The sequence below is a fragment of the Streptomyces ruber genome (assembly GCF_014648075.1).
Classification (GTDB): Bacteria; Actinomycetota; Actinomycetes; order Streptomycetales; family Streptomycetaceae; genus Streptomyces; species Streptomyces ruber.
Genome location: NZ_BMQK01000002.1, coordinates 292,320 through 315,740, shown reverse-complemented (window position 1 = coordinate 315,740; position 23,421 = coordinate 292,320). Strand labels below are relative to the sequence as shown.

The following is a 23,421-nucleotide window of genomic DNA, read 5'->3' as shown; positions in this document are numbered from 1 at the left end:
TTCCTTCAGGTTTCTTCGAAAGGATCAATCGGCGATGGGGCGGCGGATCAGGCGGCGCTCGCGCCGCGCTCCTTCCAGACCAGGTAGGCGTCGTCGATGAGCAGGAGATCGATCACCTCGTCCTGCAAGGGGTCCAGCGCGTCCCGATGCGACCCCACGATGGGCTCCTCGTGCTTGTTGAACGACGTGTTGACCAGCGCGGCCTGGCCGGAGCGCCGGTGCCAGGCGAGCAGCAGGTCGTACAGGAAGGCGTCGTCCTCGCTGCGGACGATCTGGGGGCGCGCGGTGTTGTCCACGTGCACGACGGCGGGAGACGTCCTGGCGAACTCCTCGTGGCAGTCGTAGGTGATGGTCATGAAACGTGCCGAGGGCTGGTCCGGTCGCCAGCCCACGTAGCAGTCCGCGGCCAGCTCCTCCGCGGTGATCGGCGCGAAGGGCATGAACTCCGTACGGTTCAGCCGCTTGTTGAGCCAGTCGTTCATCGCCGGGTCGTGCGTGCCGTAGATGACACTGCGGTGGCCGAGCGCCCGCGGCCCGAACTCCATGCGTCCCCGGAAGAGGCCGATCACCCGGTCCTGCTCCAGGGCGTCGACCACCGCGTCGCGCAACCCCTCGGAGAACCGGCGGTAACGCAGTTCCGGATAGTCCTTCAGCACTTCCTCCAGCCGGCCCTCGGAGATGGTCGCGTCGGGCCCCAGCGCCATGGAGGGCACGCGGGGCCTGCGACCGCTTTCCCGGTACTCCGCCACCACGGCGGCCTGGAGCGGCAGCCCGCCGTCGCCCATCGGGGGCAGGACATAGATGTTCTGCACCCCCTTGGTGTCGGCGATGCGCTGGTTGAGTTTCACGTTCGCGAAGACCCCGCCGGCCAGGCAGATGTGCCCGCTGGGAACACTTTCGATGTGCCGCGCGACGACGGCGGTCAGGATGTTCTCGACGTGCTGCTGCGCGGCTGCGGCGACATCAGCGGGATCGCATTCCGCGATCTCCGCGAGAAGAACGTCGGAATATCCGTCGTAGGACGGCTGGTAATAGTCTCCGCAGAATGCGCGGACCCTGCCGTCCTCGTCGATGTCGATCATCTTCCGCATCAACGGGAGAAGCTTCTCCGGATTACCTCTCGAAGCCAGACCGGTGATCTTTCCCTCGTGTCGGTTGGGCTTGAAGCCGAGCAGTTTCGTGATACGCCCGTAGAAATACCCGAGGCTGTCCACCGAGGTCTCCCGCTGCAGCACCTCCTCGCCCTCGGCGGTGCAGCGGGTGACGGTGAGGGACTGGAAGTCACCACGCCCGTCGCAGGTGACCACGAGGGCCTCGTCGAACGGCGAGCACAGGAACGCGCTCAGGCCGTGGGACTCGTGGTGATCGATGTAGACGGCCTTCCCGCGCAGGCCGTGCTGTTCGACGAAGGCGTCGAACTCCCCCCGCTTCTCCTTGTCGTTGCGGATCTCGTCGGACACGCGCTTGCGCACATGGGGTAACGCCTGCGGGTTGCGGAGCGCCTCTTCCGCTATGCGATCCACGTACAGCAGCAGGTGTTTCTCCGCGTCGAGGCCGGCGCACCATCCGTAGGCGACGCGGTCCACTTCCGAGAGTTCCGCGCCCGCCTCCCGCAGTACGTAATCGATGGCCCGGGCCGGCCAGGTCTTGTGGTCCTTCACCCGCGAGAAACGTTCCTCGCTGACAGCGGCGACGATTTCTCCGTCGCGCACGACGCAGGCACCGGCGAGATCATTGTTGGTGATTCCCAGGACGAGCATTCGGTTCTCCTTGCCGCTGACCCGGTCGCGGGCCATTTATTTTCTTCCGGATATCGAAGAAGCTGCCGGAAGCTAACAGTCCGCCCGATCGGCAGGCAATGGTGCATACCTCCATCTGGCCATGCCGACCCTGAACACCGGGTATACACGTCCGCAATAACCGGTACGGGCCGTCACCCTGCGAGAAAACGTGACCGGCCGCGACGGTCACCAACAGTGATCGCTCCAGTTGCATATTAAAACGATGTCCGACTTATCTCCCGTGCCGGAATGACCGGACGGCGAGCGTTACAAAGGTGGTCACAGCAAGTAACTGACCGGAAACAACCCTCTGCCGTCGGCCGACGGGCCATCTCCACAGGAGCCGCCGGATTTGCGCCCGGTCATCGCCGCACGGGCCGACGGTCATGGGCCGGCATGTGTAGCCCCAAGGCTGGTTCAGCACTCGGTCATGGCATGGCAACGCAGGGGACAGCCCGCACATACGGACGTACGTTCCCCGCCATGATCACCCACACCGCGGCCCGCCGACCTGCCGCCTCCGGCCCTGCCCCCGCCCGGCGCTCCCTGCTCCGTACCGCCCTGACCGCCGGCACGCTGCTCGGTACCGGTCTCGCCGCCGACGCAGCGCTCACCTCTCCCGCTTCCGCCGCGCCCTCCTCCGGGCGTACGCGCCCCCGCCCGAGCACCCCCGAGGAGGCCCTGCGGGAGCTGGCCGCGGGCAACCGGCGCTGGCGGACCTACCGTGAGCAGCATCCCCATGAGACGCGGACCGTCCGGGAGGAGCTGACGACGGGGCAGCATCCGTTCGCCCTCGTGCTCGGCTGTGTCGACTCCCGTGTGCCGCCGGAGCTGGTGTTCGACCAGGGCCTCGGTGATCTGCTCACCGTGCGGTCGGCGGGCGAGGTGCTGGACGAGGCCGTTCTCGGGAGCATCGCCTACGGGGTGCTGGAACTGGGCATACCGCTGGTCGTGGTGCTCGGGCATCAGTCCTGCGGAGCCGTGAGAGCCGCGGTCGAGGCGGACGAGTCGGAGGCACAGCTGCCCGCTCACATCCAGTACCTGGCCGACCGAATACGTCCGGCGATAGACCACGGCGAGGAGGGCGACGCCCGGGTCGACGCGACGATCGACGCCAACATCGAACTCGTCCGCTCCCAGCTCGCGGCGGATCCCGACCTCGCGGCCAAGGTGGAGGAGGGCGCACTGCTCGTCGTCGGCGCTCGTTATGAACTGACCACGCAGCTGGTCCACCGGGTCGGCTGAGGCGCGCGCCGGGGACGGCCGCCGCTCACCTGGGCCGTTCACGCGATGTACGGACGCGCGGTCGCCGCAAGGATGGTGCGTGCAGGCGATCGTCGGCCTCACCCGCGCCGGCCGGAGCCGGGAGGCGCCGGCGGCCGGGGACCGGCTGCTGGCCCTGCGGCCGCCCCTGGCCGTGTTCGGCCGTCTGCGGGCCGCGCTCGGCGACACCCTGTGGAGCCCGGAAGGCGCCGAGGAGCTGCGCCGCCGGGCCGGGAGCGCCCTCGCGCTCGGGGGCGTCAGGCCGGGGACCGCGGCGAGGCTCGCCGCGCTGCGGGCGCCGGCCCTGTCCCGGGGCACCGATCTGACGGCGGCGCGCGCGGCCGGCGAGACCGCCCGATGACGGGGTCACCGTGGGATTCCCGTGAGTCGACCCATGCCTCCCGCACGTGACATCCACACAGGTCCTTCGGGAGGGCACCACCCTGGGCTCCAGGAGTTCCAGGGGCTCAGCGCCCGGACCGGCGGCGCGGCGGGCCGCCGCCCTTCTCGTCGCGGCCGCCCTGGTGCCGGCCGCGGCCGGATGCGGGACCGTGACGGGGGCCTCCGCCGACGAGGGCACCGCCATCCCCGCGCTCGACTACTACACCGACGGCACCGAGCACGCCCAGTGGGGGAAGCTGCTCGACGCCTGCGGCAGGGCCGCCGGCGTCGGGGTCGAGCACCGCAGCGTTCCCCCGTCGCAGTTCATGCCCACGGTCCTGCGGCAGGCGTCCTCAGTACTTCACCGTGCCGTCCCCCGTACGTCGGTGGCCGCCGAGTACGCCGAGCAGGCGCCGTCGATGGCCGCGCTCGCCGACAGCGTCGCGACGGCCCGGGCCCGTACCGGCCGGCTCGGCGCCGGGTGGCCGGAGGCGGCGACCGGCATCCACACGGCGATCCAGTCCGCGCTGACGGGCGAGGAGACGCCGGAGGAGGCACTCGAGCACGCGCAGCGCGTCGCGACCGCACCCCGAAGCGCAACCGCCCACTCCGTGAAGCGGGCACCGGACCCCCGGGGGCTGCGGGAGCGACGGCACCAGGGAGACTTGCCCTCCGGTGGGCGTCGGAGGCGTCCGGTGAGGAGGGGCGGGCATGGGACCGGGAACGGATCTCCGGTTGGCGGCGTACGCCGTGTGCGTGGAGGACGGGCGGGTGCTGCTCGCCCATTACGTACCGGCGCGGGGCCGGAGCAACTGGACCCTGCCGGGCGGCCGGGTCGAGCACGCGGAGGATCCGTCGGACGCGGTGCTCCGGGAGATCGCCGAGGAGACCGGCTACGACGCGGTCGTCGAACGCCTGCTGGGCGTGGACTCACGAGTGGTCCCCGCGGCCGAGCGCACCGTCCCCGGCCGCCCCGAGCTCCACAACGTGGGCGTCTTTTACCAGGTCCGCATCACCGGCGGCCGGCTCCGCCCCGAGCCGGACGGCACCATCGCCGAGTCGGTCTGGACGCCGGTCCCCGACGTCACGCGGCTGCGCCGCTCCTCACTGGTCGACATCGGCCTCACCCTGGCCCGGACCCGGCCGCCGACCGGCCACGTCGCTCCGGTCCCGGTCGGCGGCCTGATCCAGCACTGAGCACCGGGGAGTCACGGCCTCCGGCCCGGTCCCGTACTCCGCGCCCCCGCGTCGTCGCTGAGGGCCGGGCCCGTCCTCGTCGGTGTCGGTGTCGGTGTCGATGTCGGTGTCGGTGTCGATGTCGGCGTCGGGTCGGCGCCGGCGTCGGCGTCGGCGTCGGCGTCGGCGTCGGCGTCGGGGAACATCAACCGGGCGCCCAGGGAGATCGTCCCCAGGCCCCCAGGCCCCCAGGCCCCCGGGGCGGGACCGTGACGTACCCGTCTCATCCCGCCCTCCCACTCCTGACGACCGTGCGGCTCACTGCCGGCCTCATGCGCTCGTCCTCCAGTACTGGCGTCGTCTCTCGTCCCTCACCACGACACCGAGACGTGCCAGTTCCTCGCGCAGTTCCCGGACGTCGTCGTGGGAGGAGCCGTGCTTCTCCAAGTACCTCTGACGGGTCTTGAGGATCGCGTTCGCCTCCTGCGGCAGGCCGGGGGTGTCCGGGACCCAGCGGCGGAAGTCGTCCTCGTACGGATCGGCGTCCGCCCACGCGTAGCCGTGCGCGGTGAAGGCGCCGGCGACGCGGCCGGCGTCCAGGTCGCACTCCTGCCGGGTCAGCTCGCCGCCGTCGTGGCCGAGCAGGACCAGGTGCTTGCCGTCCCGGAACGCCGTGGCGACCACGTCCCGCGGGAACTCCCGCTTCCGGCCTCTGCTCGTGAGCGCGACGCGGTCGTCCGACAGATCGACCACGAGCTGTTCGTACCGGGCGACCAGTCCGAGGGCCGCCCCCGCCACCGCCCCCACGACGGGCAGCACCGGCGCGGGGAGGGACGCGACGAGCTCGGCCGGTCCCTGGAGCGGCGCCCACGGCAGCGTCAGCAGCAGACGGGCCAGAGGGCCGACCAGCCAGCCGAGCCCCGCACCCGCCGCCGTGAGACCGGCACACAGGAGCACGGTGCCGGCGACCGGCTCCCTGAGCACAGTCACCCGGTCGTCCTGCGGGCTCCGTCCGTGTGCCTTGTGCATGTCCATGTTCCCCCTCGCGTCCTGCCGCCCCGCCGTCTCGCGGAGGCCTTTCCGCAATAATAGACCGAGCACTCGGTCTATTATTGTTCGCCTACGATGCGCTTGGCCGAGAGCCGAGCGAGAGGAAGCCTGATGAGAACAGTCGACCCGGCCAGGCACCGGGCACGACGCCGGCACATCGTCGACGCCGCGGCCGGGCTCTTCGCCACCAAGGGCTTCGAGCGCACCACCACGGCGGAGATCTGCAAGGCCGCCGGCATGAGCGCGGGCAACCTGTTCCACTACTTCCCGAACAAACGCGCGATCTTCCACGCCGTCTTCGAGGAGGAGCCGGTCGGCGAGCAGGGCGACGGGCACGGCGGTGGCCCCACCAAGACCGAACGCCTCGCCGCCGCCCGCGCCGCCGACGACCCGTGGGCCGCCCTCCTGGAGACCGTCGACCTCCTGGCCGCCCCCGCCCTGGAGCCGCTGGTGCCCGCCCTCGTCATGGAGGCGATGATCCAGGCCTACCGCGACCCGGAGCTCGAGGCGCTGCTGAGCCGCGACAACGACGAGGAGCGGGCCACCGTCGGCACGCTGCTGCGGAACGCGGCCGCGGCCGGCCAGATCGATCCCGGCCTGGACCCGGACGAGGCCGCGGCCTGGGTCATGGCCCTCATCGCGGCCCTCTACACCAGCGCCGCCACCGATCCGTCCTTCGACCCGGCCGCCGAGCTCCCCACCCTGCGCCTGATCCTCCAGCGCTTCCTGCGGCCCGGGACCTCCCGGCAGCCGGGGTGACCCGCGGGGCCTCGTCCCCCCTACGTCCCCGGCACGTCGGCGTTGTCACAGCGCGTCCCGGTGCTGTCACGACTCCTCGACAGCGCTTGGCGCCGGGGTGCGGGCGGGCGCAGAGTCCTCGGTACAGGCACCACGGCACCACAGCAGTACGGCACCAGGGCGAGGCGGTGGCCCACCGCCCGCCGGCCCATCCTCTTCGACGGAGGCGCGCCATGTGCTCGCACCAGCCCCCGTGCCCCTCGGCCGACCGTCCGGACAGCGACGCCGCCCACATCGTCGCCTTCCACCCCGAGCAGGGCTGGAACCTGCTGTGCAACGGGGCCATCGTCTTCGACGACACCGGCGGGATCCTGCCCGACGGCACCGTGGTCGCCCCGCGGCGCGTGCCGGTCGGCAAGCAGCTGACCGTCGCCGCCTGAGCCGGAGTCACGGCAGCGCCGCGCCGCCGTCCGGTTGCGCGCCGGGGGGGATCAGCAAGATCCACATGTTGTTCAATGCCTAAAATGATCAACGTGTCCGAGCAGTCCACCCCGCGTTCCCTCATCGTCACCTTCTACGGTGCGTACGGCCGCTCCGTGTCGGGGCCGGTCGCGGTGTCCGAGCTGATCAGGCTCCTCGCCGCGGTCGGTGTCGACGCGCCCTCCGTGCGGTCGTCGGTGTCACGGCTGAAGCGGCGCGAACTGCTGGTGCCCGCCCGCACGGCGGCCGGCGCCGCCGGGTACGCGCTGTCGCCGCGGGCACGGGAGCTGCTCGACGACGGCGACCGGCGCGTGTACGCGACCACCTCCCCGAGCGAGGACGAGGGCTGGGTGCTGGCCGTGTTCTCCGTGCCGGAGTCCGAGCGCCAGAAGCGGCACGTACTGCGCTCCCGGCTGGCCGCCCTCGGCTTCGGCACCGCGGCCCCCGGGGTCTGGATAGCTCCGGCACGCCTGTACGAGGAGACCCGGCGCAGCCTGCGGCGGCTGGTGCTCGACCCGTACGTGGACCTGTTCCGGGGCGAGCACCTGGGTTTCGCGGTGACGGGCGAGGCGGTGGCGCGCTGGTGGGACCTGGCCGCGATCGCCGAGCAGCACGAGGCGTTCCTCGACCGGCACGCGCACATGCTGCGCGCGTGGGAGGCGCGCCCGGACACGCCCCCGGAAGAGGCCTACCGGGACTACCTGCTCATGCTGGACTCGTGGCGCCGGCTGCCGTACGCGGATCCCGGACTGCCGGCCGCGCTGCTGCCCGCCGACTGGCCGGGGGCGCGCTCGGCGGCCGTCTTCCGGGCGCTGCACGAGCGGCTGAGGGACGCGGGGGCCGCCTTCGTCGGAGTGAAGTGACTCCCCCGTCATGGTCCCGTGCACTCGGTGAACCCCCGGGTCTCTCCGTCCCTCCGCCCCTCCACCCCTCCGCACTTCCGTACCTCCTTCAGGAATCCGGTCCGTACCCGGCGTCGTGACGCACCGGTCCCTCCGCCCCGGACGCCCGTGACACGGTCACGCCTGTGCGACAGCCCCGTAACGGCGGGCGCGATCGGGCGCGGCCGTGCGTAAGTACAGGTAAGGGGCCGTCCGGCAACGGGGCCGGCAGGCGGTCCGAGGTCCTGTACGACGCCCGCCGGGCGTGCCCGCGGGAGGGCGCCGTACCATTCCTGAAGTTGAAAGCAGGACAGCCTGCTCATGAACGGACCCGTAGTGCACGAACCCGCAAGTCCCGCATCCTGGCGCGTCGCGCTGCCGCACACCGCCGCGGCCGTGCCGGTCGCCCGCGCGCTGGTCCGCAGGGCACTGGCCGAACAGGAGCACGCCGCCGACCGCGACACGGCGGAACTGCTCACCGCCGAACTGGTCGCCAACGCCGTCGAGCACACGGCGGGCCGGGCGCCGATCGAGCTGGTCGTGGAGCTGCTGCCGACGAGCTGCCGGGTCGAGGTCCACGACCAGGACCCGGAGCCGCCCGGCGACCTCGTGCGGCCGGCGGTGGAGCAGCCCGACCCCTGGCAGGAGCACGGCCGGGGACTCCTCCTCATCCGCGCGCTCAGCTCGTCCTGCGGCCACCGGCCCACCGCCTCCGGCAAGGCGGTGTGGTTCGCGCTGCCGGTGGTGTCGGTCCGTCAGGGCCTGTCGTAGCTCAACGGCCCAGCGTCGCGACCATGACCGCCTTGATCGTGTGCAGACGGTTCTCCGCCTCGTCGAAGACCACCGAGTGCGGCGACTCGAAGACCTCGTCGGTGACCTCCAGGGAGTCCAGGCCGTACGCCTCGTGGATCTCCCGGCCGACCTTGGTGCCGAGGTCGTGGAAGGCCGGCAGGCAGTGCAGGAACCTCACGTCCGGGTTGCCGGTGGCGCGCAGCACGTCCATGGTCACCGCGTACGGGGTCAGGGCGGCGATCCGCTCGGCCCAGACCTCCTTGGGCTCACCCATGGACACCCACACGTCGGTGGCGACGAAGTCGGCTCCCCGGACGCCCTCGGCGACGTCCTCGGTGAGCGTGACGCGGGCCCCGCTGGTCTCGGCGAGCTTGCGGGCGTGGGTGACGATCTCCTCGGCGGGCCAGTAGGACTCCGGCGCCACGATCCGTACGTCCATGCCGAGGAGCGCGCCGGTGACCAGGTAGGAGTTGCCCATGTTGAAGCGCGCGTCGCCGAGGTAGGCGAAGGCGGTCCCGGTGAGCGGCTTGTCGCAGTGCTCGGTCATGGTGAGCACGTCGGCGAGCATCTGGGTGGGGTGCCAGTCGTCGGTGAGGCCGTTGTAGACGGGGACGCCGGCGTACGCGGCCAGCTCCTCCACCTTCTGCTGGCTGTCGCCGCGGTACTCGATCGCGTCGTACATCCGGCCGAGCACGCGGGCCGTGTCCTTCACGGACTCCTTGTGGCCGATCTGCGAGCCGGACGGGTCGAGGTAGGTCGTCGAGGCACCCTGGTCGGCGGCCGCCACCTCGAACGCGCAGCGCGTGCGCGTCGAGGTCTTCTCGAAGATCAGCGCGATGTTCCGGCCGCTCAGGTACCGCGGCTCGGTCCCGGCCTTCTTGGCGGCCTTGAGCTCGGCGGCCAGCTCGACCAGACCGCGGAGCTCCTCCCCGGTGAAGTCCAGCTCCTTGAGGAAGTGGCGGCCTGCGAGGGTGGTCGGGACTGTCGCCATGGGAGCACTCCTGGGGACGGGGACGGGGAGGGACCGCTGAACGGAACCGCGGAACGGGACCGGTGAGGACCGGTGAGGACCGGCGAACGGGGTGGAAGTCTATACGACCGGTAACATTTGTATGCAAGCGGGTCGGTTCCGGCTCGCGGGCGGCCGCTCAGCCCACGGCGTCCCTCTGCACCGGGCAGCTCATGCACCGCGGCCCGCCCCGGCCCCGGCCCAGCTCGCTCCCGGGGATCTCGATCACCTCGATGCCCTGCTTGCGCAGATGGGTGTTGGTCGTGGAGTTGCGCTCGTACGCGATGACGACGCCCGGCTCCACCGCGAGGACGTTGCAGCCGTCGTCCCACTGCTCCCGCTCCGCCGCGTGCACGTCCTGCGTGGCGGTCAGCACCCGGATCTCGCTGAGCCCGAGCGCGGCGGCGATCGCGCGGTGCATGTGCTCCGGCGGGTGGTCGGTGACCTTCAGCTCCTGGTCCGACGCGCCCGGTTCGATGGTGTACGAGCGGAGCATGCCGAGCCCCGCGTACTGGGTGAACGTATCGCCGTCGATCATCGTCATCACCGTGTCTAGGTGCATGAAAGCGCGCCGCTTCGGCATGTCCAGGGCCACGATGGTGCGCGCCGAGCCCTCCGCGAACAGCTTGTGCGCGAGCATCTCGACCGCCTGCGGCGTGGTGCGCTCGCTCATGCCGATGAGCACGGCGCCGTTGCCGATGACCAGCACGTCGCCGCCCTCGATGGTGGACGGGTAGTCGGCGAGCCCCTCCGACCAGACGTGGAAGGACTCGTCGCGGAAGAGCGGGTGGTGCCGGTAGATCGCCTCGAAGTGGACGGTCTCGCGCTGCCGCGCCGGCCAGCGCATGGCGTTGATGGAGACCCCGTCGTATATCCAGGCGGAGGTGTCCCGGGTGAAGAGGTGGTTGGGCAGCGGTCCGAGCAGGAAGTCGTCCAGGTCCATGACGTGGAAGCGCACGGACGTCGGCTCGGCGTGCGCATCGAGGAACTCGCGCTTGGTCATCCCGCCGACCAGGGCCTCGGCGAGCTCGGCCGTGGGCAGGTCCTCGAACACGGCCCGCAGGTGGTCGGTGGCGAGCGGCCCGTACTCCTTCTCGTCGAAGACCTTGTCCAGGATCAGCTTCTTGGCCGCCGGGATCCTGAGGACGTCGGTGAGCAGGTCGCCGAACAGGTGGACGACGACCCCGCGGTCGCGCAGGGCGTCCGCGAACCCGTCGTGCTCCAGACGCGCCCGGCGCACCCACAGCACGTCGTCGAAGAGCAGGGCGTGTTTGTTGCTGGGGGTGAGCCTCTTCAGCTCCAGATCGGGCCGGTGCAGGATGACCCGGCGCAGCCGCCCGGCCTCGGAGTCGACGTGGAATGCCATGTCTCCATCCTGACCGTTCGAACGCGTTTCACCCCTCGGAAGCCCTGATCGGCACAGGTGGGCGAGGGTCCCGTGCGTCACACCGGACCCTCGCCCCGCCTCACAGCCGCGGGTCCACCGGCTCCGACTCCAGCGCCAGCACCCCGAACACCGCCTCGTGCACCCGCCACAGCGGCTCGCCCCCGGCCAGCCGGTCCAGCGCCTCCAGCCCCAGGGCGTACTCCCTGAGGGCGAGCGACCGCTTGTGGTCGAGGAAGCGGCCGCGCAGCCTGGCCAGGTTGTCCGGGCGGGTGTACTCCGGGCCGTAGATGATGCGCAGGTACTCCCGGCCGCGGCACTTGACGCCCGGCTGCACCAGCCGCCCCTTGCCTCCCCCGCTCCCGGCTTCGCTCGAGCGGGGGGACCCCGACCGCACGACCGCCCCGACCGGCTTGACCACCATGCCCTCGCCGCCGCGGCCGGTCATCTCCAGCCACCAGTCGACGCCCGCCCGCACCGACTCCGCGTCCCCGGTGTCGACGTACAGCCGTCGCGTCGTCCGCAGCAGACCGGACCCGTCGTGCCCGACCATGCGGTCGATCAGGGCCAGCTGCTCGTCGTGCGGCAGCGCGGCCAGGCTGCGGCCCTGGACGGCGAGGAGCTGGAAGGGCGCGAGCCGCACGCCCTCCAGTCCGTCCGTCGGCCAGCAGTACCGCCGGTACGCCTCCGTGAACGCCGCCGCGTCGGCGGCCCGCCCGCGCTGCCGCGCCAGCAGCCCGCCCACGTCCACGCCGCGCGCCGCGGCACCCTCCAGCGCGGCCAGCGCGCCCGGGAACGCGGCGCCGGCGGCCGCCCCGACCGCCGCGTACTGCTTCCGCAGCAGCCCGGCGGCCTTCAGCGACCACGGCAGCAGCTCGGCGTCGAGCAGCAGCCAGTCGGTACCGAGCCCGTCCCACAGCCCGGCGGCCGTCACCGCCTCGCGCACCCGGCCGAGGACCTCCTCCGTGACGGCCGGGTCGTCGAAGAACGGACGGCCGGTGCGGGTGTACAGGGAGCCGGTCTCGCCTCCCCCGGCACCGAAGCGCTCCCGGGCCACCTCCGCGTCCCGGCACACCAGCGCCACCGCCCGCGAGCCCATGTGCTTCTCCTCGCACACGACCCGCTCGACCCCGTCCTGCCGGTACTGCTCGAACGCCTCCGTCGGGTGCTCCAGGTAGCCCTCCACCTTCGAGGTCGCGGTGGGGGCCATGGTCGGCGGGAGGTACGGCAGCAGCCGCGGGTCCACCGCGAAACGGCTCATGACCTCCAGGGCCGCCGCCGCGTTCTCCTCGCGGACCGCGATCCGCCCGGCGTGCCGGGTCTCGACGGTCCGGCGGCCGTGCACGTCGGCGAGGTCTAGCGGGCGTCCCTCGTGCCCGCCGGGCGCCTCCGTGGCCAGCGGCCTGGCCGGCTCGTACCAGACGCGCTCGGCCGGTACGTCGACCAGTTCCCGCTCCGGCCAGCGCAGCGCGGTGAGCCTGCCGCCGAACACGGCGCCCGTGTCCAGGCAGATGGTGTTGTTGAGCCAGGTGGCCGTGGGGACGGGGGTGTGCCCGTAGACCACGGCCGCGCGGCCCCGGTAGTCCTCCGCCCACGGGTAGCGCACCGGCAGGCCGAACTCGTCCGTCTCCCCGGTCGTGTCGCCGTACAGCGCGTGCGAGCGCACCCGGCCCGAGGTGCGGCCGTGGTACTTCTCCGGCAGGCCCGCGTGGCACACCACCAGCCGGCCGCCGTCGAGGACGTAGTGGCTGACCAGCCCGTCCACGAACTCCCGCACCCGCGCGCGGAACTCCTCGCTCTCCCCCTCCAGCTGCTCGACGGTCTCCGCGAGGCCGTGCGTGAGCTGGACCTTGCGGCCCTTCAGCCAGCGGCCCAGCTTGTTCTCGTGATTGCCGGGCACGCAGAGCGCGGTGCCCGCCGCCACCATAAAAGTTTCCGCAGGTGCTTCCTCGTGCCGGACGCCTTCTAGGGGCAGGATGTGCGGGTCTACGCGCCCCTCAATCTTGAGAGGCGGCAGCACGGGCATCCCCGCCGGAAGCGTGCCCTCGTTGGGAATTACCTTCATGATCTCGTCCCACACACCAGCGCGAAGCCAGCGGTTGAATCGTGAATGCACGGTCTTCCACAGGACATCGCCCGACACCTCAATGTCGTGCCAGCCGCACCCGGTGCGCGCTTTGAACAGGATGCCGTCGACCACCGCGCGACCGTCGATGAGGCGATGGTTCGGTGGTTCCCATGCCTTGACGACCGGTTCCACCAGGGCCCACACCTCATCGGTCAGCGGGAGTGGCACCAGCCGTCCCGAGTCAGCAAACCACTTGGTGAGGGTGCAGCCTTTGTTGGTCTTGCGCTCGGGCCTCGCGCCCAGGACGGTGACGCGCACGTCCAACAACGCAAGGATTTCGCCTTGCTCGTCGGGCGTCATGTCGGCCAGCCGCGTGCGCGCCAGCTCGGCCAGGGCGGCAAGGTCGTTCGCGCGCTGCTCGGCCGCTTCGGTCTCCTCCATCCACCGCTGTGCCTCGTCGCGCATCTCCCTGAGCTGATCAAGCTCGTCGGTGAGCGTCTTGACGACCTCCTCAATCGTGGAGGTGGGCACGTTCAGCCGGGCGTAGGTGGTCAAGGTTTCGGTCATGGCCCTTTCACGGTCGGTCACCTGCTTGCTCAGATCGGCCACCCTGGCTCGCTGCGCCTCCTGGTCTGTGTCGGCCATGCCCACCCACTCAGCCGCCATCGCCCGGAGCTGGTCAGGATCGCCGAGCAGGCTGACGACCTCGGCCCAGACTGCGGCCTCAAGCTCGGTGGCGGGGATCTGCGGGTCGTCACACGTCGGCGCGTGTGCGTACTCCTCCTGTCGGCCCTTGCAGCGGTACCAGCGGCCGGGCCCCTTGTGACGCTTGCCGCCGATGTAGTGCTTGCCGCACTGGGCCGTGACGCGCTTCGACAGCGGATAGACGCCAGCCTGGCCCTTGGGCTTGCCGGAGGGTTCGCCGACAGCGGCCTTCAGGTCGGCCACCTCGCCCGGCGTGAAGATCGGGTCAAGCTCGATGCGGACGGTTTCGCCGTAGAGCGGCTGGCCGTTCTGGTCGAGCTTCGGCCCTCGGCCGTTTTTCACGGCCGTGTTGCGGAAGATGAACACGGCTTCGAGGACAGCCGTGGACATCAGCCGGGCACGCAGGTTCTGATGTGACCATGGCTTGCCGGAGCGGGTGAACAGCCCCTCGGCGTTCAGGCGTGCGGCGGTCTGGCGCATGTTCAGGCCGAACTCCACCAGCAGTTCCCGGGCGCGGCGCAACACCTTGACCTCAGCCGCACACTGGATGAGGCGTGAAAGGCCCTTCTTGCCCTGGTCCTCGATCTCGTAGCCGTACGGCGGGGGGCCACCGACCCAACCGCCCTCTTCGGCCTTCTCCTGGAGGCCGCCTTGGGTGCGCTGGCGGATGGTCTCCCACTCGGTCTCGGCGTAGTCGGCGTCACGGCGCATCTTCTTGCGCCCCTCGGCGGTCGTGTTGTCGTAGTCGTCTTGGACGACGCCGACGAAGATGCCCATGTCTTCGAGTTCCCAGACCCACCGCCAAAAGGCGCGACCGGTACGACCGATGGCGCGACCTTCGTTGACGACGACGATGTCGAAGGGCTTGGGCTTCTCACGCGCCAGCTCCATCAGCTTGTTGAGGTCTTCGCGCTGGTGCGCCTCAAGGCTGCCGCTGATGCCCTCGTCACAGAAGGTGCCGACGCGCCGCCAGCCTTTGCGCTCGATGTGGCGCATGATCTTTTTAGTTGAGTATTGGACGCCGTAGCCCTTGGCCTGGTCCTCGGTGGAAACGCGGGCATAGGCGACCGCCCGGAGCTGGCCACCCGCCGCTACGCGTTCGATTACGCCCGTGGCGATGGCTGTGCTTTGCTGGGTCATAGCTGGGTTTCCTCTTGTTTCGCTCAGCGTTGGCCCGGTCGGGGGGTGATGGCCCCCGACCGGGCCGGTTCATGTCAGGCGTCCTGGTCAACGACGATGAGCCTGAAGGTTTTTGTGATTTCCGTTACGCGCCCGTGGACATCGAAAATCTGCTCCACGTAGGCGGTGGCGTTCTCGGCGGTCAGCGGTTGCTCGCCACCGTGTATGTTCTCCCAGGCGTCGGCATCAATCTCGATGACGGCATTAAGGCGGATCTTCATGAGCTGGCTCCTCAGACGAATTGGTGGGTGACCTCGGCCCAGATGCGGTCGCCGACGATCGGGCAGCTGACGAGCTGCTGAACGCGCAGGTGGTTGCCCTCGGGGTTGGCGTCGATCGCGTCGGCCGCGAGCTTGCGGACGGTGGCCGGGTCGAAGACCTTGGCCAGGGCGGGGCGGCCCTCGGGCGTGCGCCAGGTGAGTTTGTACATGTGGGGCTCCTCGGGGAGCCGCCGGGCGGCCTGTGCCGACCGCCCGGCGGGGCGGGTCGGTCAGACAGCCACGAACTTGAGGGTCCGGCGCTCCTTGCCCTTCACCTCGTAGACGAAGTGCTCGCCGTCCATCCGGCCGGTGAAGGTCGCGCGGCCGACCTTGGCGGTGACCTTCTTCGGGCGCCTGGCGCGGGGGGCGGTCTTGCGGGCGGCGCGCTCCTCGGCGCGGGCGGCCTTCTCGGCGGCCTTCGCCTCGGCGCGCTGCACACCGGCCGTGACCATCCGGGCGAAGGCGTAGCGCGCGGCGTGCTCCTCGGCGCTGGCGCTGCTGGCCACCCCCGCCTCGCTGCGGCGGATCTCGTGCCCGGCCGCACCGTGCCTGATCAAGAAGGACTTGAGCTTGGCGTCGTGACCGGGCGCGAAGGTCCGGCGGGTGGTGGCGGTACAGCCGGTGGTGAAGACCTCGTAGTCACCGTTGGCCAGCCGCTCGTCGGTGAGCTCCTCGGGGTCGAGGGCGTCGTAGGCCGAGCACTCGCAGGGGTGCTCCTCGTCGGCGGGGGCGGGCTTGAGGTCGTTCACGTCGTAGCCAGCGCCACCGCCCGCCGAGATCGACGGGTCGTCGAACTTCACGGTGACCACGTGGCCGGAGGCCGTCAGCGCGGGCTCGTTCTCCACGGTGCCCAGGTGGCCGTCCTTGGTGACGACCCGGATGCCCTTGGTGATTTCTGCGGCCATTTCGTGCCCCCTGCTTTCCCGAATTCCGGACCCCGGCGGAATTGCCGAGAATTCAAGAAAATCACGGGATTTGCGCAGCGCACAATTCCTGAAATGAAGCCGAATCCAAAAAGGTGCGCGGAAAAGGCGTGACCACCCCCATCCACACACCGCCACTCACGCCTCGTGACCGCCCTTTTCCTGGCGCCCGAGGAACCTGAATTCGAACCCGGAATTTGAATTAGCACCCTCCCGCCGGGCCGCGCCCCGCGTGGCCCGGCGGGAGGGTCGGGGCAAGGTGTTCAAGTTCAAGTTGTTCAAGTTCGGGCGGGTCGGCCGACCCGGGTGCACCTCAAGGGGCTTGCGGGTGCGTGTAGGCAACATGAGCCGGCGGTCGGGCCGACCCGACTTGCTGGGTCGTCAAGGTCGGGTCGAGCCTCGGCCCCGGGGCTCATGTTGAGGTCCGAATTTCAGAGCGGGAGGTCGACGTGATCGGTTGAGGTCTGCACGCGGCGGGCACGTTCGACGGGCGTGATCCGCCACAGGGGTCCGCCGTCCGCGTTGAGGCTCGTGATCAGCCGCCCGAGGTCGGTGTCCCGGCCTCGGACCTGCTCGGCGGCCTGGGCGGTCGCGCGCGCCAGCAGCTCACGGACGGGCGTGCGCTCAGCGTTGGGAAGCTTGGCCAGCGCCAGACCGGCCGCGTGCTGGCCGATCAGGTCGTTGCGGGTGCAGGCGCCCTCGGCCAGGGCGGCCAGGGCGGCCACCGCCGCATCGAACAGGTCGGCCAGCTCGGGCAGCGTCACGCCCTCGGCCGACAGAGCCGCCTCGGCGTCCGCCTTGAGCTGGTCGTGCTGGGCCTGCCGTTCGGCCACCGACTCGGCGTGCTTGTCGGCCTCGGCCAGCTCGGCCGCCTTGGCCACCACCCGCGCCTTCTCCTCGGCCTCGATCGCCAGCCGGGCGCGGGTGATCAGGTTGTCTGTGCTGGTCATGGTTCCTCTTCTTGTGTGTCATGCGATGGGGTGGGAAACGAGCCTGGGCATCCGCGTTTCGCGTGTCCTCACGTGCCGGGCTCCCGGCGGCTCTCCCTGGATCTCTCGTGGTCTGACCGGGCCCGTGGGCCCCGAGCGGGACGGGAGGCCGTCCGTGCCCCGTCCCGGGCGCCCGGTGGCTATGCGCAGCCGCGCCAGCGGTGGTCCGGGCGGCTCTCGTCCACCAGCTCGGACCGGCCGTCCTCGTAGGTACGGATCGCCTGGCCGGTCATCGGATCGCGCCGCTCGGTAAAGGACTTGGCCACCTGTGCCGCGTGGCGGCTGTCGGCACCGATAGCGGCGGCCTTGCGGACCTCGGCCATCTGGTCGTCAGTCACCGTGCCATCCCCGGCCACCACCTCGCCCCAGATGACGGCGCAGTCGAGCGGACCGCGTTCGCCCCGGTGGTAGAAGCCGCCGGTCGACCCCGGGCGCGCGGCCCTCAGTTCCTCGACGCTCGGACCGTCCGAGGTCATCGGTCCCTGCACGACCTCGCCGGAATTACGGTTCGTCATTATTGCCGTCCAATCCAAGTTCTCGTCGGGAAATCCGGGTGGCCTCGTCCGACCCCATGTCCAGGCCGGTGCGTGTCTCGAATTGGTCGCGTGCTGCGCGCAGGTTGTCGTTGAATTCGAGCAGGAAGTCCCGAGCCTCTTCAAGCTTGTCTTCCTCGGTGACCCCTGGAGTGAGGTTGTGCACTGCTCTCGCAAGATCGCTGATGGTCTTCGCGGCGAAAGCCAAGTCACGGTTATTATTAGCCATGCGGAGCTTGATCCGAGCGTGGGTCAGGTCCTCGCTCAGGCCCTCGGCCACGGCCATGTTCTTCACCTTCAGGTCGGTCAGCCGGGCTTTCAAAGCCTGCTCGGTCTGGGAGCGGTCGAAGTTGACCCCGATCACCTGGGCGATTTCGGTAACCGTCGTATTGGGGACGTTCATTCGACGCGCGATCGCATTGCGACCAAGGCCCTGTTCGGCCAGCACTTGAATCACCACGGCCATCTCCGCGCGTGGACCGACCAGTCGAATCGAACTGTCTTCTGCGAGCTCCTTACTGACCTCTTCCGCCTCCTCAGGCGGCTCGTATTTAGCCACTCGCCAGCACCCACGCCCGCACGCGCTCGATGGCCTCGCATTCCTCGACGCTGCTGGCGCGCTCGGCCCAGTCGACCAGCTCACGCATGGCGGCCACCCGTGCCGCCTGCTGCACCGTCCCCCGCATCACCAAGCCGTCCCGGCAGCCGGTCCAGGTGCCGACCGTCAGCGGGTTCACGCCGTCTTCATCCAGCCACCAGCCGGTCACTTCGCTGAGGACTTCCTGGTCGTGAATGCGCCCCACTAGCCACGTCTGCGCCTCCACCGGCACTGCCGTCATCTGGTCACCTCCTTTTTCACCAGCTCATCCATCGTGCAGTCCATCAAGGCGGCGATCTTTTGAAGGCTCGACACGTTCGGATTGAACACGCCTCGTTCCCAGCGGCCGACCACCACGTGCGTCGTGCCGAGTTCATCGGCCATCGCCCGTTGGGATATGCCGAGCTGCTCCCGAAAGTGCCGCAGCCTTTGTCCGGCGCTCATGTCCCCAGAGAATCACCTGTGATACCGCCAGCGTCATACCGGTTGCATTCACGGCAAATAGACGGCCACCGCGCCGCTGGTGTTTTTTGGACGTGCGGGAAAGTCCTGGGTCCACCACTTTCCCGCTCGGGGGCGCCCAGACCCCGGAGGTGGGCCAGCCGCCCGCACGGCGGAGCCCCCAACCGTGCCGTCGGGCGTCAGGGTTGGGGGCTCTCGCGTGCCCGGCGGCGGCAGCGCCGCGCGGGCGGGTTGCTCTCAAGGTGACCGCCGGCCTTACTTCCCGTGCTCGCCAGTCACCACTCGTTACTGCGGGCCGGTGCTGGCGCTCCCGGGGGCCACCCGCTGCCGCGCGCTACCGTCGTCGTGGGGTCTTTCTGGCCGTCCCGTGGCCTCGCCCGGTGCCTGCGGCACTCGGGCCCGGCCCCGCCCTCTCGTGCCCTCCGCAGTACCGTCCCTGGCCTCAGAGCTGCCGATAGCCCAAGGCGCGCACCGACTCCGGCGCGGGCTCCATCACCTCGATGACGTCAGTACGCCACATCAGCACTTGCGTGGAACCGATGCCGTACCAGCCCTGGCCGCCGAGGGCGACCGCCAGCCGGGGGTCTTCGGCAACCCACCATTCAAATCGGGCGCGATACTCGTCCGAGATGCCGTAGGCGGCCGACGTCAGGGCCACCGGCTGCCCGTCGAGGACCCAGCCGACCCTGTGTTCCAGCCAGCGGTGGTCGGTTGCACCGCCGCCGAACGCGGTGCAACGGTCGATGCTGCATCGCCTGCTGACCTTGCGCGTGAGCCAGCCGGGGCAGCAGGCCATCTTCGCCCGCTTGAGGCCGTACCACTCGGCCCATTCGACGATGACCCGCTGGGCGTCGGCCTGCTCAGCCGTCTCGCGCTCGTACCGCTCCGGCTCCCTGAGCTTCATCAGCCGATACGGGCTGTCTGCCCCAGACGGCCAGGCCACCTCCCCCTCCACTCGGCCGAAGATCCTGCTGCCGCGCCTGTCCAAGTCGTTCACTGCCTTACCTCTCCCCTATCAGCTGTTGCGGAGAGTGTTGCGCGGGTCGCTGCAGGGTGTGTTCCGGGGGTGTTCGCCTCCCTCTCCCCAGAGGGGAGGCGAACACCCCGAACACCCCCCTGTTCGAACAGTGTTTGAAACACCCGAACACCCCCTCTGACCGGCGGTGGAGCACTGTTCTGGGGGGTGTTCGGCCGGGTGTTCCGAACACCCCCTCCGGCGGCCATGGGCAGAACACCTACGCCGACCGCACCGGGCGGTATTGCTTGGCGCTCGTGATTTCCGGGTGCTGGCGCTCCTCGATCTGTCCGTCCATCGCCCTCAGTGCGTTGGTGACCGTTGGCCGGGCGGCTTCCGTCGCCTCCATCAGGTCGGCCATCGACAGCCATTCGCCCTTGCGCCGCATGAACGCCAGGCTCAGCCGGTCGCGGGTGCTGAGCTTGCCGCCCTTGCCCGGCGTCGGCACATACTCATCGACGCCCCCCGCCTGGCCCTTGACGCCCTCGTCCGTCCACTTGATGTGGAACGGCTCGTCGTCCTGACGGACGATCACGTCACCGCGCCAGGTGTGGCCCGTACTCTCGCCGTTCCGGTGCTTGTGCACCGTGACCTTGATTTGGCCATTGCGGTCCCGGGCAAATTTGATCTTTGAGGAGACCTCAAGGACGACCGACGACATCTGAGCCTTGCCGGTTGCGCCCCGGGCGTGGCCCCCGCCCTTGTGGCCCTGGTGGTCGATCAGCAGGACCGCCACTTGCGGGTACTTCGCCGCGAACCGCTCGAAGACGGTCCACAGCGCGACCGCGCCGGGGTTGTCTTCCTCCAGTCCAGCCAACTTGGTGATCTTCATGACCGAGTCGATGATCAGAAGCGTCGTGCACGGGTGCCGTTCCATGAGCGCGTCGAGCATCTCGGGCGTGGCCACCAGGTTCCAGCCCTGGTAGTTGTACGGCTGGAAGCGGTCTTCCTCCTCCTCGGTGAGGCAGAAGGCGTCGATCTTGCTCCACGTCTGGTCGGCGGCCTCGTCCTCCTGGATCACGACGACCTCGTCGCCCCTGCGCAGCCGGTCGGCCGCCAGCGAGTAGGCCAGCATGGTCTTGCCGACCTCGTAGTCAGCCATGAACAGCGTGATCCATCCCGGCTGGATGAACAATCCCGGTGCGGTCGTGTCATAGACCACCCCGGTGCAGTCCTTGCGGCGCGACGGACGACCAAGCTCCTTGCTGCCGGGTGCGGCCAGCACCTTCGCCTTCTGCTCGGCTCGTGTGCGGTTGATCTGCCGCAGCAGCTCAGTCCTCGCGAACGGAGTAGCGTCGAACGCCTCGGCATCGGTCTCGGCGAGCTTCAGCAACGGCCCGTAGTAGCGCTCCTGAGCAACGTTGCTGATGTGGATACCGGCGATGTCATCGAAGACTCGTTGGTTGAAGTCGCTCCAGGACTCAACAGCCTCGGCCGGATCGATCTCACCCTTCGCGAGCTGGGCGGCCAGCGCGGTCTTGGAGTCGCTTCGCTTGACTCCGTCCTCTTCCCACTTGTGTTCCAGCACCTCGAAGAACTGCGCTTCGTCGTGCAGGAGGCGAGGAGCCTCCGACGCACCGTCGTAGCTGATGACCCGTGCGATGTACTCACGCTTGCTCGGGCAAGGCTTCATGCTCTCGGCGCGCGACTCGTGCCCGGCCACCCTCTGCACCCACTCCCAGGTGCTGCGGTCGTCATGCTCCGGGGGCAGCGACAGCAGATCGCCCAGCGTCCTGCACTCGGTCAGACTGCTCGGCGCGTCCGGCACCGCCCACGGGGTGGCCTCGTCCCGGGCTCCGGCAGGGGTCTTCTGGGTCTCCGGCAGCAGGGACGCCAGCTCGGCCGGGTCCCACCCCGCGAAGTCCTCCGGGAGCCGCTCCAGGCCCACGGGGTTGCTCGGGTCCGTCTTGTGGTTAAACGTGCCCGGCATGCGCAGTACCGAGCTGGCGTTCTCCTTCGAGCTGTCGCCAGCGAACGCCGCCGTGAGCTGCGCGTTAAGCCGGTCGATGACAGCACGCGGAGTGTCCCGGTCGAGCTTCACGTAGGCGTGGAAGTTGCCGTTCGTGCCCGACCTCACGACCGCCGCGTTCAGCTTCTCCAGGAGAGCCGAGCGGGTGGCCGTCTCCTCCTCGGTCCACTCGTCCGTGTGGTCAGCGTCCACCTGGCAGATGCGTCCGTTGTCGGTGGCGTTGGTGGCCTTGCGGTCCTGGGTCCGGAGCAGCGCAGGTGTGAACCACACTTCACGGCTGTTCATGACCATCTCGGCGTGTGCCCAGATTTTGTTGCGGTCCTCGGGCCACGAGTACCAAGCCGAATTACGGAAGTCGGATGACATGCGCTTCGACTTGATGTCGCGAATACGGTGATCGGTCGCCAGGCACACCCACCCGGGGCGCTCGTCCCACAGGTAATCGAACAGGTCGGCGGCTACTTCGGACCCATCTTGCGCAGCATCCAAGCTGCGTGTTTCGGTGGTAGTGGTGGTGACGAGATCACTCTGGCGGCCCTCGGTTGTGGCGACCGGGGGTCGCTGCATGTCAGTGGTCACTTCGTTCGGCCACCGCCGTTCTGGTCCTTGAGCTTGCGGTTGCCGAAGATCAGGGCGAGCAGGCGTCGGCGCTCCGCCTCGGTGAGCGGTCGGGCGCCCTTGGCGATCTCCATCACGCCGACACCTCTTCGCGGTCGGCGCGGGTCATGAAGTCGTCCATGCGAGCCCCGAGGGCGTCGGCGATGGCGACCAGCGTGGTCACCGAGGGGCCGTTGCGGCCGTTCTCCATCAGGCCAATTGCAGTCGAGTAGAGGCCGACGGCCTTGGAAAGCTTGATCTGCGACAGGCCACGCTCCAGCCGAATTCGGCGGAGAGCCTGAGGATCGAAAGTGCGCGTTGACATGGGATTCCCGTCGTTGGCTTCTCACGTGGGTGCCGAACACGGCGGGATCCTCGGGGTTGCGTCGCCAACAGATGAGGCGAGCCCCTGGCCGGAGGCTGGGCCCCGGCGTACCCCTAGCAGAACACGGGATTTCATAGCGCCACAAGCACTGTCGTACTTGCGGTTGCGACAAGGCCCCTGATCCGGTCAGCGTGCCCTCTCAGGGGGGTATCGAAGGCCCTCTCCGCGGCTGTCACACGTCGTTATAGCTGTCACGAGAAGTAAGGCCGGCGGGCCGCCTGGGCCTCAACCTGACGCCTAGCCAGACAATGTCAACTGAGGTACAATAAGAAGTACAGAGAGAGCGTTCACTGAGCTGTCGCTGCGGCCGGTTCAACTCCGGCCATCACGCTTGCGGCTGGTCTGGCTATTTGGCACTCCTACGAGTTTTCCAGGGTCATTCGCAGTTACCGCAAGAGCAGCGCCATTGTTCGCACAATTTCAAATCGCATGGTGGAGGTTGGCATGAAGGTTATTGAGTTTGTTATGTCAGCCGTAAGCGTCGTGGTGGGTTTGGTACACGTGGCCGCAGCTGAGTGAACGGTCTCTTGCTCGAAGGGGCACCCCGTCTTGGGGTGCCCCTTCGGCGTACGTGCGGCCGGTCCGGGTCGGCGACCCGTCCCGCGGCTGTCACTCGTCGTCATGGCTGTCACGACAGGTAACCGCCGGCCTATCCCCCGGGCCTCAACCTGACGACCGGGCGTCCGGTGCTCCGGCCGGGCCACCCCGGCATATATCGTCCCGGCCTCCGGTGGGGTCGTCCCGGGCCTGACGGCCCGGGGCGGGCACCCGGGCCGCACCCGCCCGCACGAGCCCCCCGGAGA

At 69.6% G+C, this 23,421-nt stretch carries 23 protein-coding genes and 2 pseudogenes; 7 read left to right on the top strand and 18 right to left on the bottom strand.

Translation table 11 applies throughout. The features are described from left to right. Positions 1–47 precede the first annotated feature (47 nt). Positions 48–1,760, bottom strand: coding sequence for a carbamoyltransferase family protein (locus IEZ04_RS05940; RefSeq protein ID WP_189215610.1), 1,713 nt, complete (start codon positions 1,758–1,760; stop codon positions 48–50). Positions 1,761–2,264: 504 nt separating this feature from the next. Here IEZ04_RS05940 and IEZ04_RS05935 point away from each other — a divergent pair. Next, on the top strand, positions 2,265–3,026 hold the full coding sequence (locus tag IEZ04_RS05935) for a carbonic anhydrase (RefSeq protein ID WP_189215609.1): 762 nt from the start codon (positions 2,265–2,267) through the stop codon (positions 3,024–3,026). Positions 3,027–3,105: 79 nt separating this feature from the next. Further along, on the top strand, positions 3,106–3,405 hold the full coding sequence (locus tag IEZ04_RS05930; RefSeq protein WP_189215608.1) for a hypothetical protein: 300 nt from the start codon (positions 3,106–3,108) through the stop codon (positions 3,403–3,405). Positions 3,406–3,786: 381 nt separating this feature from the next. On the opposite strand, the gene IEZ04_RS05925 is transcribed toward IEZ04_RS05930, so the two are convergent. Beyond that, positions 3,787–3,930, bottom strand: a complete 144-nt coding sequence (locus IEZ04_RS05925; protein WP_189215607.1) for a hypothetical protein — start codon at positions 3,928–3,930, stop codon at positions 3,787–3,789. Positions 3,931–4,136: 206 nt separating this feature from the next. On the opposite strand from IEZ04_RS05925, the gene IEZ04_RS05920 reads away from it, so the two are divergent. After that, a complete protein-coding gene (locus tag IEZ04_RS05920; RefSeq protein WP_189215606.1) occupies positions 4,137–4,622 on the top strand; it encodes an NUDIX hydrolase in 486 nt (161 codons plus the stop codon). A gap of 309 nt (positions 4,623–4,931) precedes the next feature. Here the strand turns inward: IEZ04_RS05920 and IEZ04_RS05915 are convergent, their stop codons facing one another. Continuing rightward, positions 4,932–5,630 carry a YqeB family protein gene (locus tag IEZ04_RS05915; RefSeq protein WP_189215605.1) on the bottom strand — a complete coding sequence of 233 codons (699 nt, stop codon included), beginning with the start codon at positions 5,628–5,630 and terminating at the stop codon, positions 4,932–4,934. A gap of 132 nt (positions 5,631–5,762) precedes the next feature. On the opposite strand from IEZ04_RS05915, the gene IEZ04_RS05910 reads away from it, so the two are divergent. The 4 genes from IEZ04_RS05910 to IEZ04_RS05895 all read left to right on the top strand — a co-directional run bounded on the left by IEZ04_RS05910 (position 5,763) and on the right by IEZ04_RS05895 (position 8,521). Beyond that, positions 5,763–6,410 (top strand): TetR/AcrR family transcriptional regulator, encoded by a 648-nt coding sequence (locus IEZ04_RS05910; RefSeq protein ID WP_189215604.1) that lies wholly within the window; start codon positions 5,763–5,765, stop codon positions 6,408–6,410. Positions 6,411–6,622: 212 nt separating this feature from the next. Continuing rightward, the gene (locus IEZ04_RS05905; RefSeq protein ID WP_189215603.1) at positions 6,623–6,829 is read left to right on the top strand and encodes a DUF5999 family protein; all 207 of its coding nucleotides are present in this window, start codon (positions 6,623–6,625) and stop codon (positions 6,827–6,829) included. Between the two features lie 84 nt (positions 6,830–6,913). Next, positions 6,914–7,732 (top strand): PaaX family transcriptional regulator, encoded by an 819-nt coding sequence (locus IEZ04_RS05900; RefSeq protein WP_189215602.1) that lies wholly within the window; start codon positions 6,914–6,916, stop codon positions 7,730–7,732. A 339-nt stretch (positions 7,733–8,071) separates the two neighbouring features. After that, entirely contained in the window at positions 8,072–8,521 is a 450-nt protein-coding gene (locus tag IEZ04_RS05895; protein ID WP_189215601.1) for an ATP-binding protein, read from the top strand. Between the two features lies 1 nt (position 8,522). On the opposite strand, the gene argF is transcribed toward IEZ04_RS05895, so the two are convergent. From argF to IEZ04_RS05825, 15 genes and pseudogenes are all read right to left on the bottom strand, one after another. Beyond that, positions 8,523–9,533 carry an ornithine carbamoyltransferase gene (gene argF / locus IEZ04_RS05890; protein WP_189215600.1) on the bottom strand — a complete coding sequence of 337 codons (1,011 nt, stop codon included), beginning with the start codon at positions 9,531–9,533 and terminating at the stop codon, positions 8,523–8,525. Positions 9,534–9,690: 157 nt separating this feature from the next. Next, positions 9,691–10,917, bottom strand: coding sequence for an arginine deiminase (locus tag IEZ04_RS05885; RefSeq protein ID WP_189215599.1), 1,227 nt, complete (start codon positions 10,915–10,917; stop codon positions 9,691–9,693). Between the two features lie 100 nt (positions 10,918–11,017). Next, positions 11,018–12,862, bottom strand: a pseudogene (locus IEZ04_RS34610) (polynucleotide kinase-phosphatase); the annotation flags it as partial. A 147-nt stretch (positions 12,863–13,009) separates the two neighbouring features. Beyond that, positions 13,010–14,848, bottom strand: a pseudogene (locus IEZ04_RS34605) (recombinase family protein); the annotation flags it as partial. 74 nt (positions 14,849–14,922) lie between these two features. Further along, on the bottom strand, positions 14,923–15,108 hold the full coding sequence (locus IEZ04_RS05875; RefSeq protein ID WP_189215597.1) for a hypothetical protein: 186 nt from the start codon (positions 15,106–15,108) through the stop codon (positions 14,923–14,925). Positions 15,109–15,119: 11 nt separating this feature from the next. Further along, positions 15,120–15,317: a hypothetical protein gene (locus IEZ04_RS05870; RefSeq protein ID WP_189215596.1), complete on the bottom strand. Its 198-nt coding sequence runs from the start codon at positions 15,315–15,317 to the stop codon at positions 15,120–15,122. A gap of 60 nt (positions 15,318–15,377) precedes the next feature. Then, positions 15,378–16,052: a hypothetical protein gene (locus tag IEZ04_RS05865; RefSeq protein ID WP_189215595.1), complete on the bottom strand. Its 675-nt coding sequence runs from the start codon at positions 16,050–16,052 to the stop codon at positions 15,378–15,380. 449 nt (positions 16,053–16,501) lie between these two features. Continuing rightward, on the bottom strand, positions 16,502–17,020 hold the full coding sequence (locus tag IEZ04_RS05860) for a hypothetical protein (protein WP_189215594.1): 519 nt from the start codon (positions 17,018–17,020) through the stop codon (positions 16,502–16,504). Between the two features lie 179 nt (positions 17,021–17,199). Next, a complete protein-coding gene (locus tag IEZ04_RS05855; RefSeq protein ID WP_189215593.1) occupies positions 17,200–17,574 on the bottom strand; it encodes a hypothetical protein in 375 nt (124 codons plus the stop codon). Then, the gene (locus tag IEZ04_RS05850; RefSeq protein WP_189215592.1) at positions 17,561–18,151 is read right to left on the bottom strand and encodes a hypothetical protein; all 591 of its coding nucleotides are present in this window, start codon (positions 18,149–18,151) and stop codon (positions 17,561–17,563) included. The genes IEZ04_RS05855 and IEZ04_RS05850 overlap by 14 nt, the downstream gene beginning before the upstream one ends. Next, the gene (locus IEZ04_RS05845) at positions 18,144–18,431 is read right to left on the bottom strand and encodes a hypothetical protein (protein ID WP_189215591.1); all 288 of its coding nucleotides are present in this window, start codon (positions 18,429–18,431) and stop codon (positions 18,144–18,146) included. Before IEZ04_RS05845 ends, IEZ04_RS05850 begins: the two co-directional genes overlap by 8 nt. Then, positions 18,428–18,634 carry a helix-turn-helix domain-containing protein gene (locus IEZ04_RS05840; protein WP_189215590.1) on the bottom strand — a complete coding sequence of 69 codons (207 nt, stop codon included), beginning with the start codon at positions 18,632–18,634 and terminating at the stop codon, positions 18,428–18,430. The genes IEZ04_RS05845 and IEZ04_RS05840 overlap by 4 nt, the downstream gene beginning before the upstream one ends. Before the next feature lie 460 nt (positions 18,635–19,094). After that, positions 19,095–19,649 (bottom strand): hypothetical protein, encoded by a 555-nt coding sequence (locus tag IEZ04_RS05835; RefSeq protein ID WP_189215589.1) that lies wholly within the window; start codon positions 19,647–19,649, stop codon positions 19,095–19,097. Between the two features lie 238 nt (positions 19,650–19,887). Then, positions 19,888–22,215 carry an AAA family ATPase gene (locus IEZ04_RS05830; RefSeq protein ID WP_189215588.1) on the bottom strand — a complete coding sequence of 776 codons (2,328 nt, stop codon included), beginning with the start codon at positions 22,213–22,215 and terminating at the stop codon, positions 19,888–19,890. Positions 22,216–22,327: 112 nt separating this feature from the next. Further along, positions 22,328–22,558 (bottom strand): helix-turn-helix domain-containing protein, encoded by a 231-nt coding sequence (locus IEZ04_RS05825; RefSeq protein WP_189215587.1) that lies wholly within the window; start codon positions 22,556–22,558, stop codon positions 22,328–22,330. Between the last annotated feature and the right edge of the window lie 863 nt (positions 22,559–23,421).

What these genes read in the sequence shown, in the direction of transcription:
- IEZ04_RS05940 (WP_189215610.1), bottom strand. Translation starts at nt 1,760, where the DNA reads ATGCTCGTCCTGGGAATCACCAACAATGATCTCGCCGGTGCCTGCGTC.
- IEZ04_RS05870 (WP_189215596.1), bottom strand. Translation starts at nt 15,317, where the DNA reads ATGTACAAACTCACCTGGCGCACGCCCGAGGGCCGCCCCGCCCTGGCC.
- IEZ04_RS05855 (WP_189215593.1), bottom strand. Translation starts at nt 17,574, where the DNA reads ATGACGAACCGTAATTCCGGCGAGGTCGTGCAGGGACCGATGACCTCG.
- IEZ04_RS05935 (WP_189215609.1), top strand. Translation starts at nt 2,265, where the DNA reads ATGATCACCCACACCGCGGCCCGCCGACCTGCCGCCTCCGGCCCTGCC.
- IEZ04_RS05900 (WP_189215602.1), top strand. Translation starts at nt 6,914, where the DNA reads ATGATCAACGTGTCCGAGCAGTCCACCCCGCGTTCCCTCATCGTCACC.
- IEZ04_RS05825 (WP_189215587.1), bottom strand. Translation starts at nt 22,558, where the DNA reads ATGTCAACGCGCACTTTCGATCCTCAGGCTCTCCGCCGAATTCGGCTG.
- IEZ04_RS05920 (WP_189215606.1), top strand. Translation starts at nt 4,137, where the DNA reads ATGGGACCGGGAACGGATCTCCGGTTGGCGGCGTACGCCGTGTGCGTG.
- IEZ04_RS05895 (WP_189215601.1), top strand. Translation starts at nt 8,072, where the DNA reads ATGAACGGACCCGTAGTGCACGAACCCGCAAGTCCCGCATCCTGGCGC.
- argF (WP_189215600.1), bottom strand. Translation starts at nt 9,533, where the DNA reads ATGGCGACAGTCCCGACCACCCTCGCAGGCCGCCACTTCCTCAAGGAG.
- IEZ04_RS05915 (WP_189215605.1), bottom strand. Translation starts at nt 5,630, where the DNA reads ATGCACAAGGCACACGGACGGAGCCCGCAGGACGACCGGGTGACTGTG.
- IEZ04_RS05910 (WP_189215604.1), top strand. Translation starts at nt 5,763, where the DNA reads ATGAGAACAGTCGACCCGGCCAGGCACCGGGCACGACGCCGGCACATC.
- IEZ04_RS05860 (WP_189215594.1), bottom strand. Translation starts at nt 17,020, where the DNA reads ATGACCAGCACAGACAACCTGATCACCCGCGCCCGGCTGGCGATCGAG.
- IEZ04_RS05840 (WP_189215590.1), bottom strand. Translation starts at nt 18,634, where the DNA reads ATGAGCGCCGGACAAAGGCTGCGGCACTTTCGGGAGCAGCTCGGCATA.
- IEZ04_RS05845 (WP_189215591.1), bottom strand. Translation starts at nt 18,431, where the DNA reads ATGACGGCAGTGCCGGTGGAGGCGCAGACGTGGCTAGTGGGGCGCATT.
- IEZ04_RS05885 (WP_189215599.1), bottom strand. Translation starts at nt 10,917, where the DNA reads ATGGCATTCCACGTCGACTCCGAGGCCGGGCGGCTGCGCCGGGTCATC.
- IEZ04_RS05875 (WP_189215597.1), bottom strand. Translation starts at nt 15,108, where the DNA reads ATGAAGATCCGCCTTAATGCCGTCATCGAGATTGATGCCGACGCCTGG.
- IEZ04_RS05865 (WP_189215595.1), bottom strand. Translation starts at nt 16,052, where the DNA reads ATGGCCGCAGAAATCACCAAGGGCATCCGGGTCGTCACCAAGGACGGC.
- IEZ04_RS05905 (WP_189215603.1), top strand. Translation starts at nt 6,623, where the DNA reads ATGTGCTCGCACCAGCCCCCGTGCCCCTCGGCCGACCGTCCGGACAGC.
- IEZ04_RS05925 (WP_189215607.1), bottom strand. Translation starts at nt 3,930, where the DNA reads ATGCCGGTCGCCGCCTCCGGCCACCCGGCGCCGAGCCGGCCGGTACGG.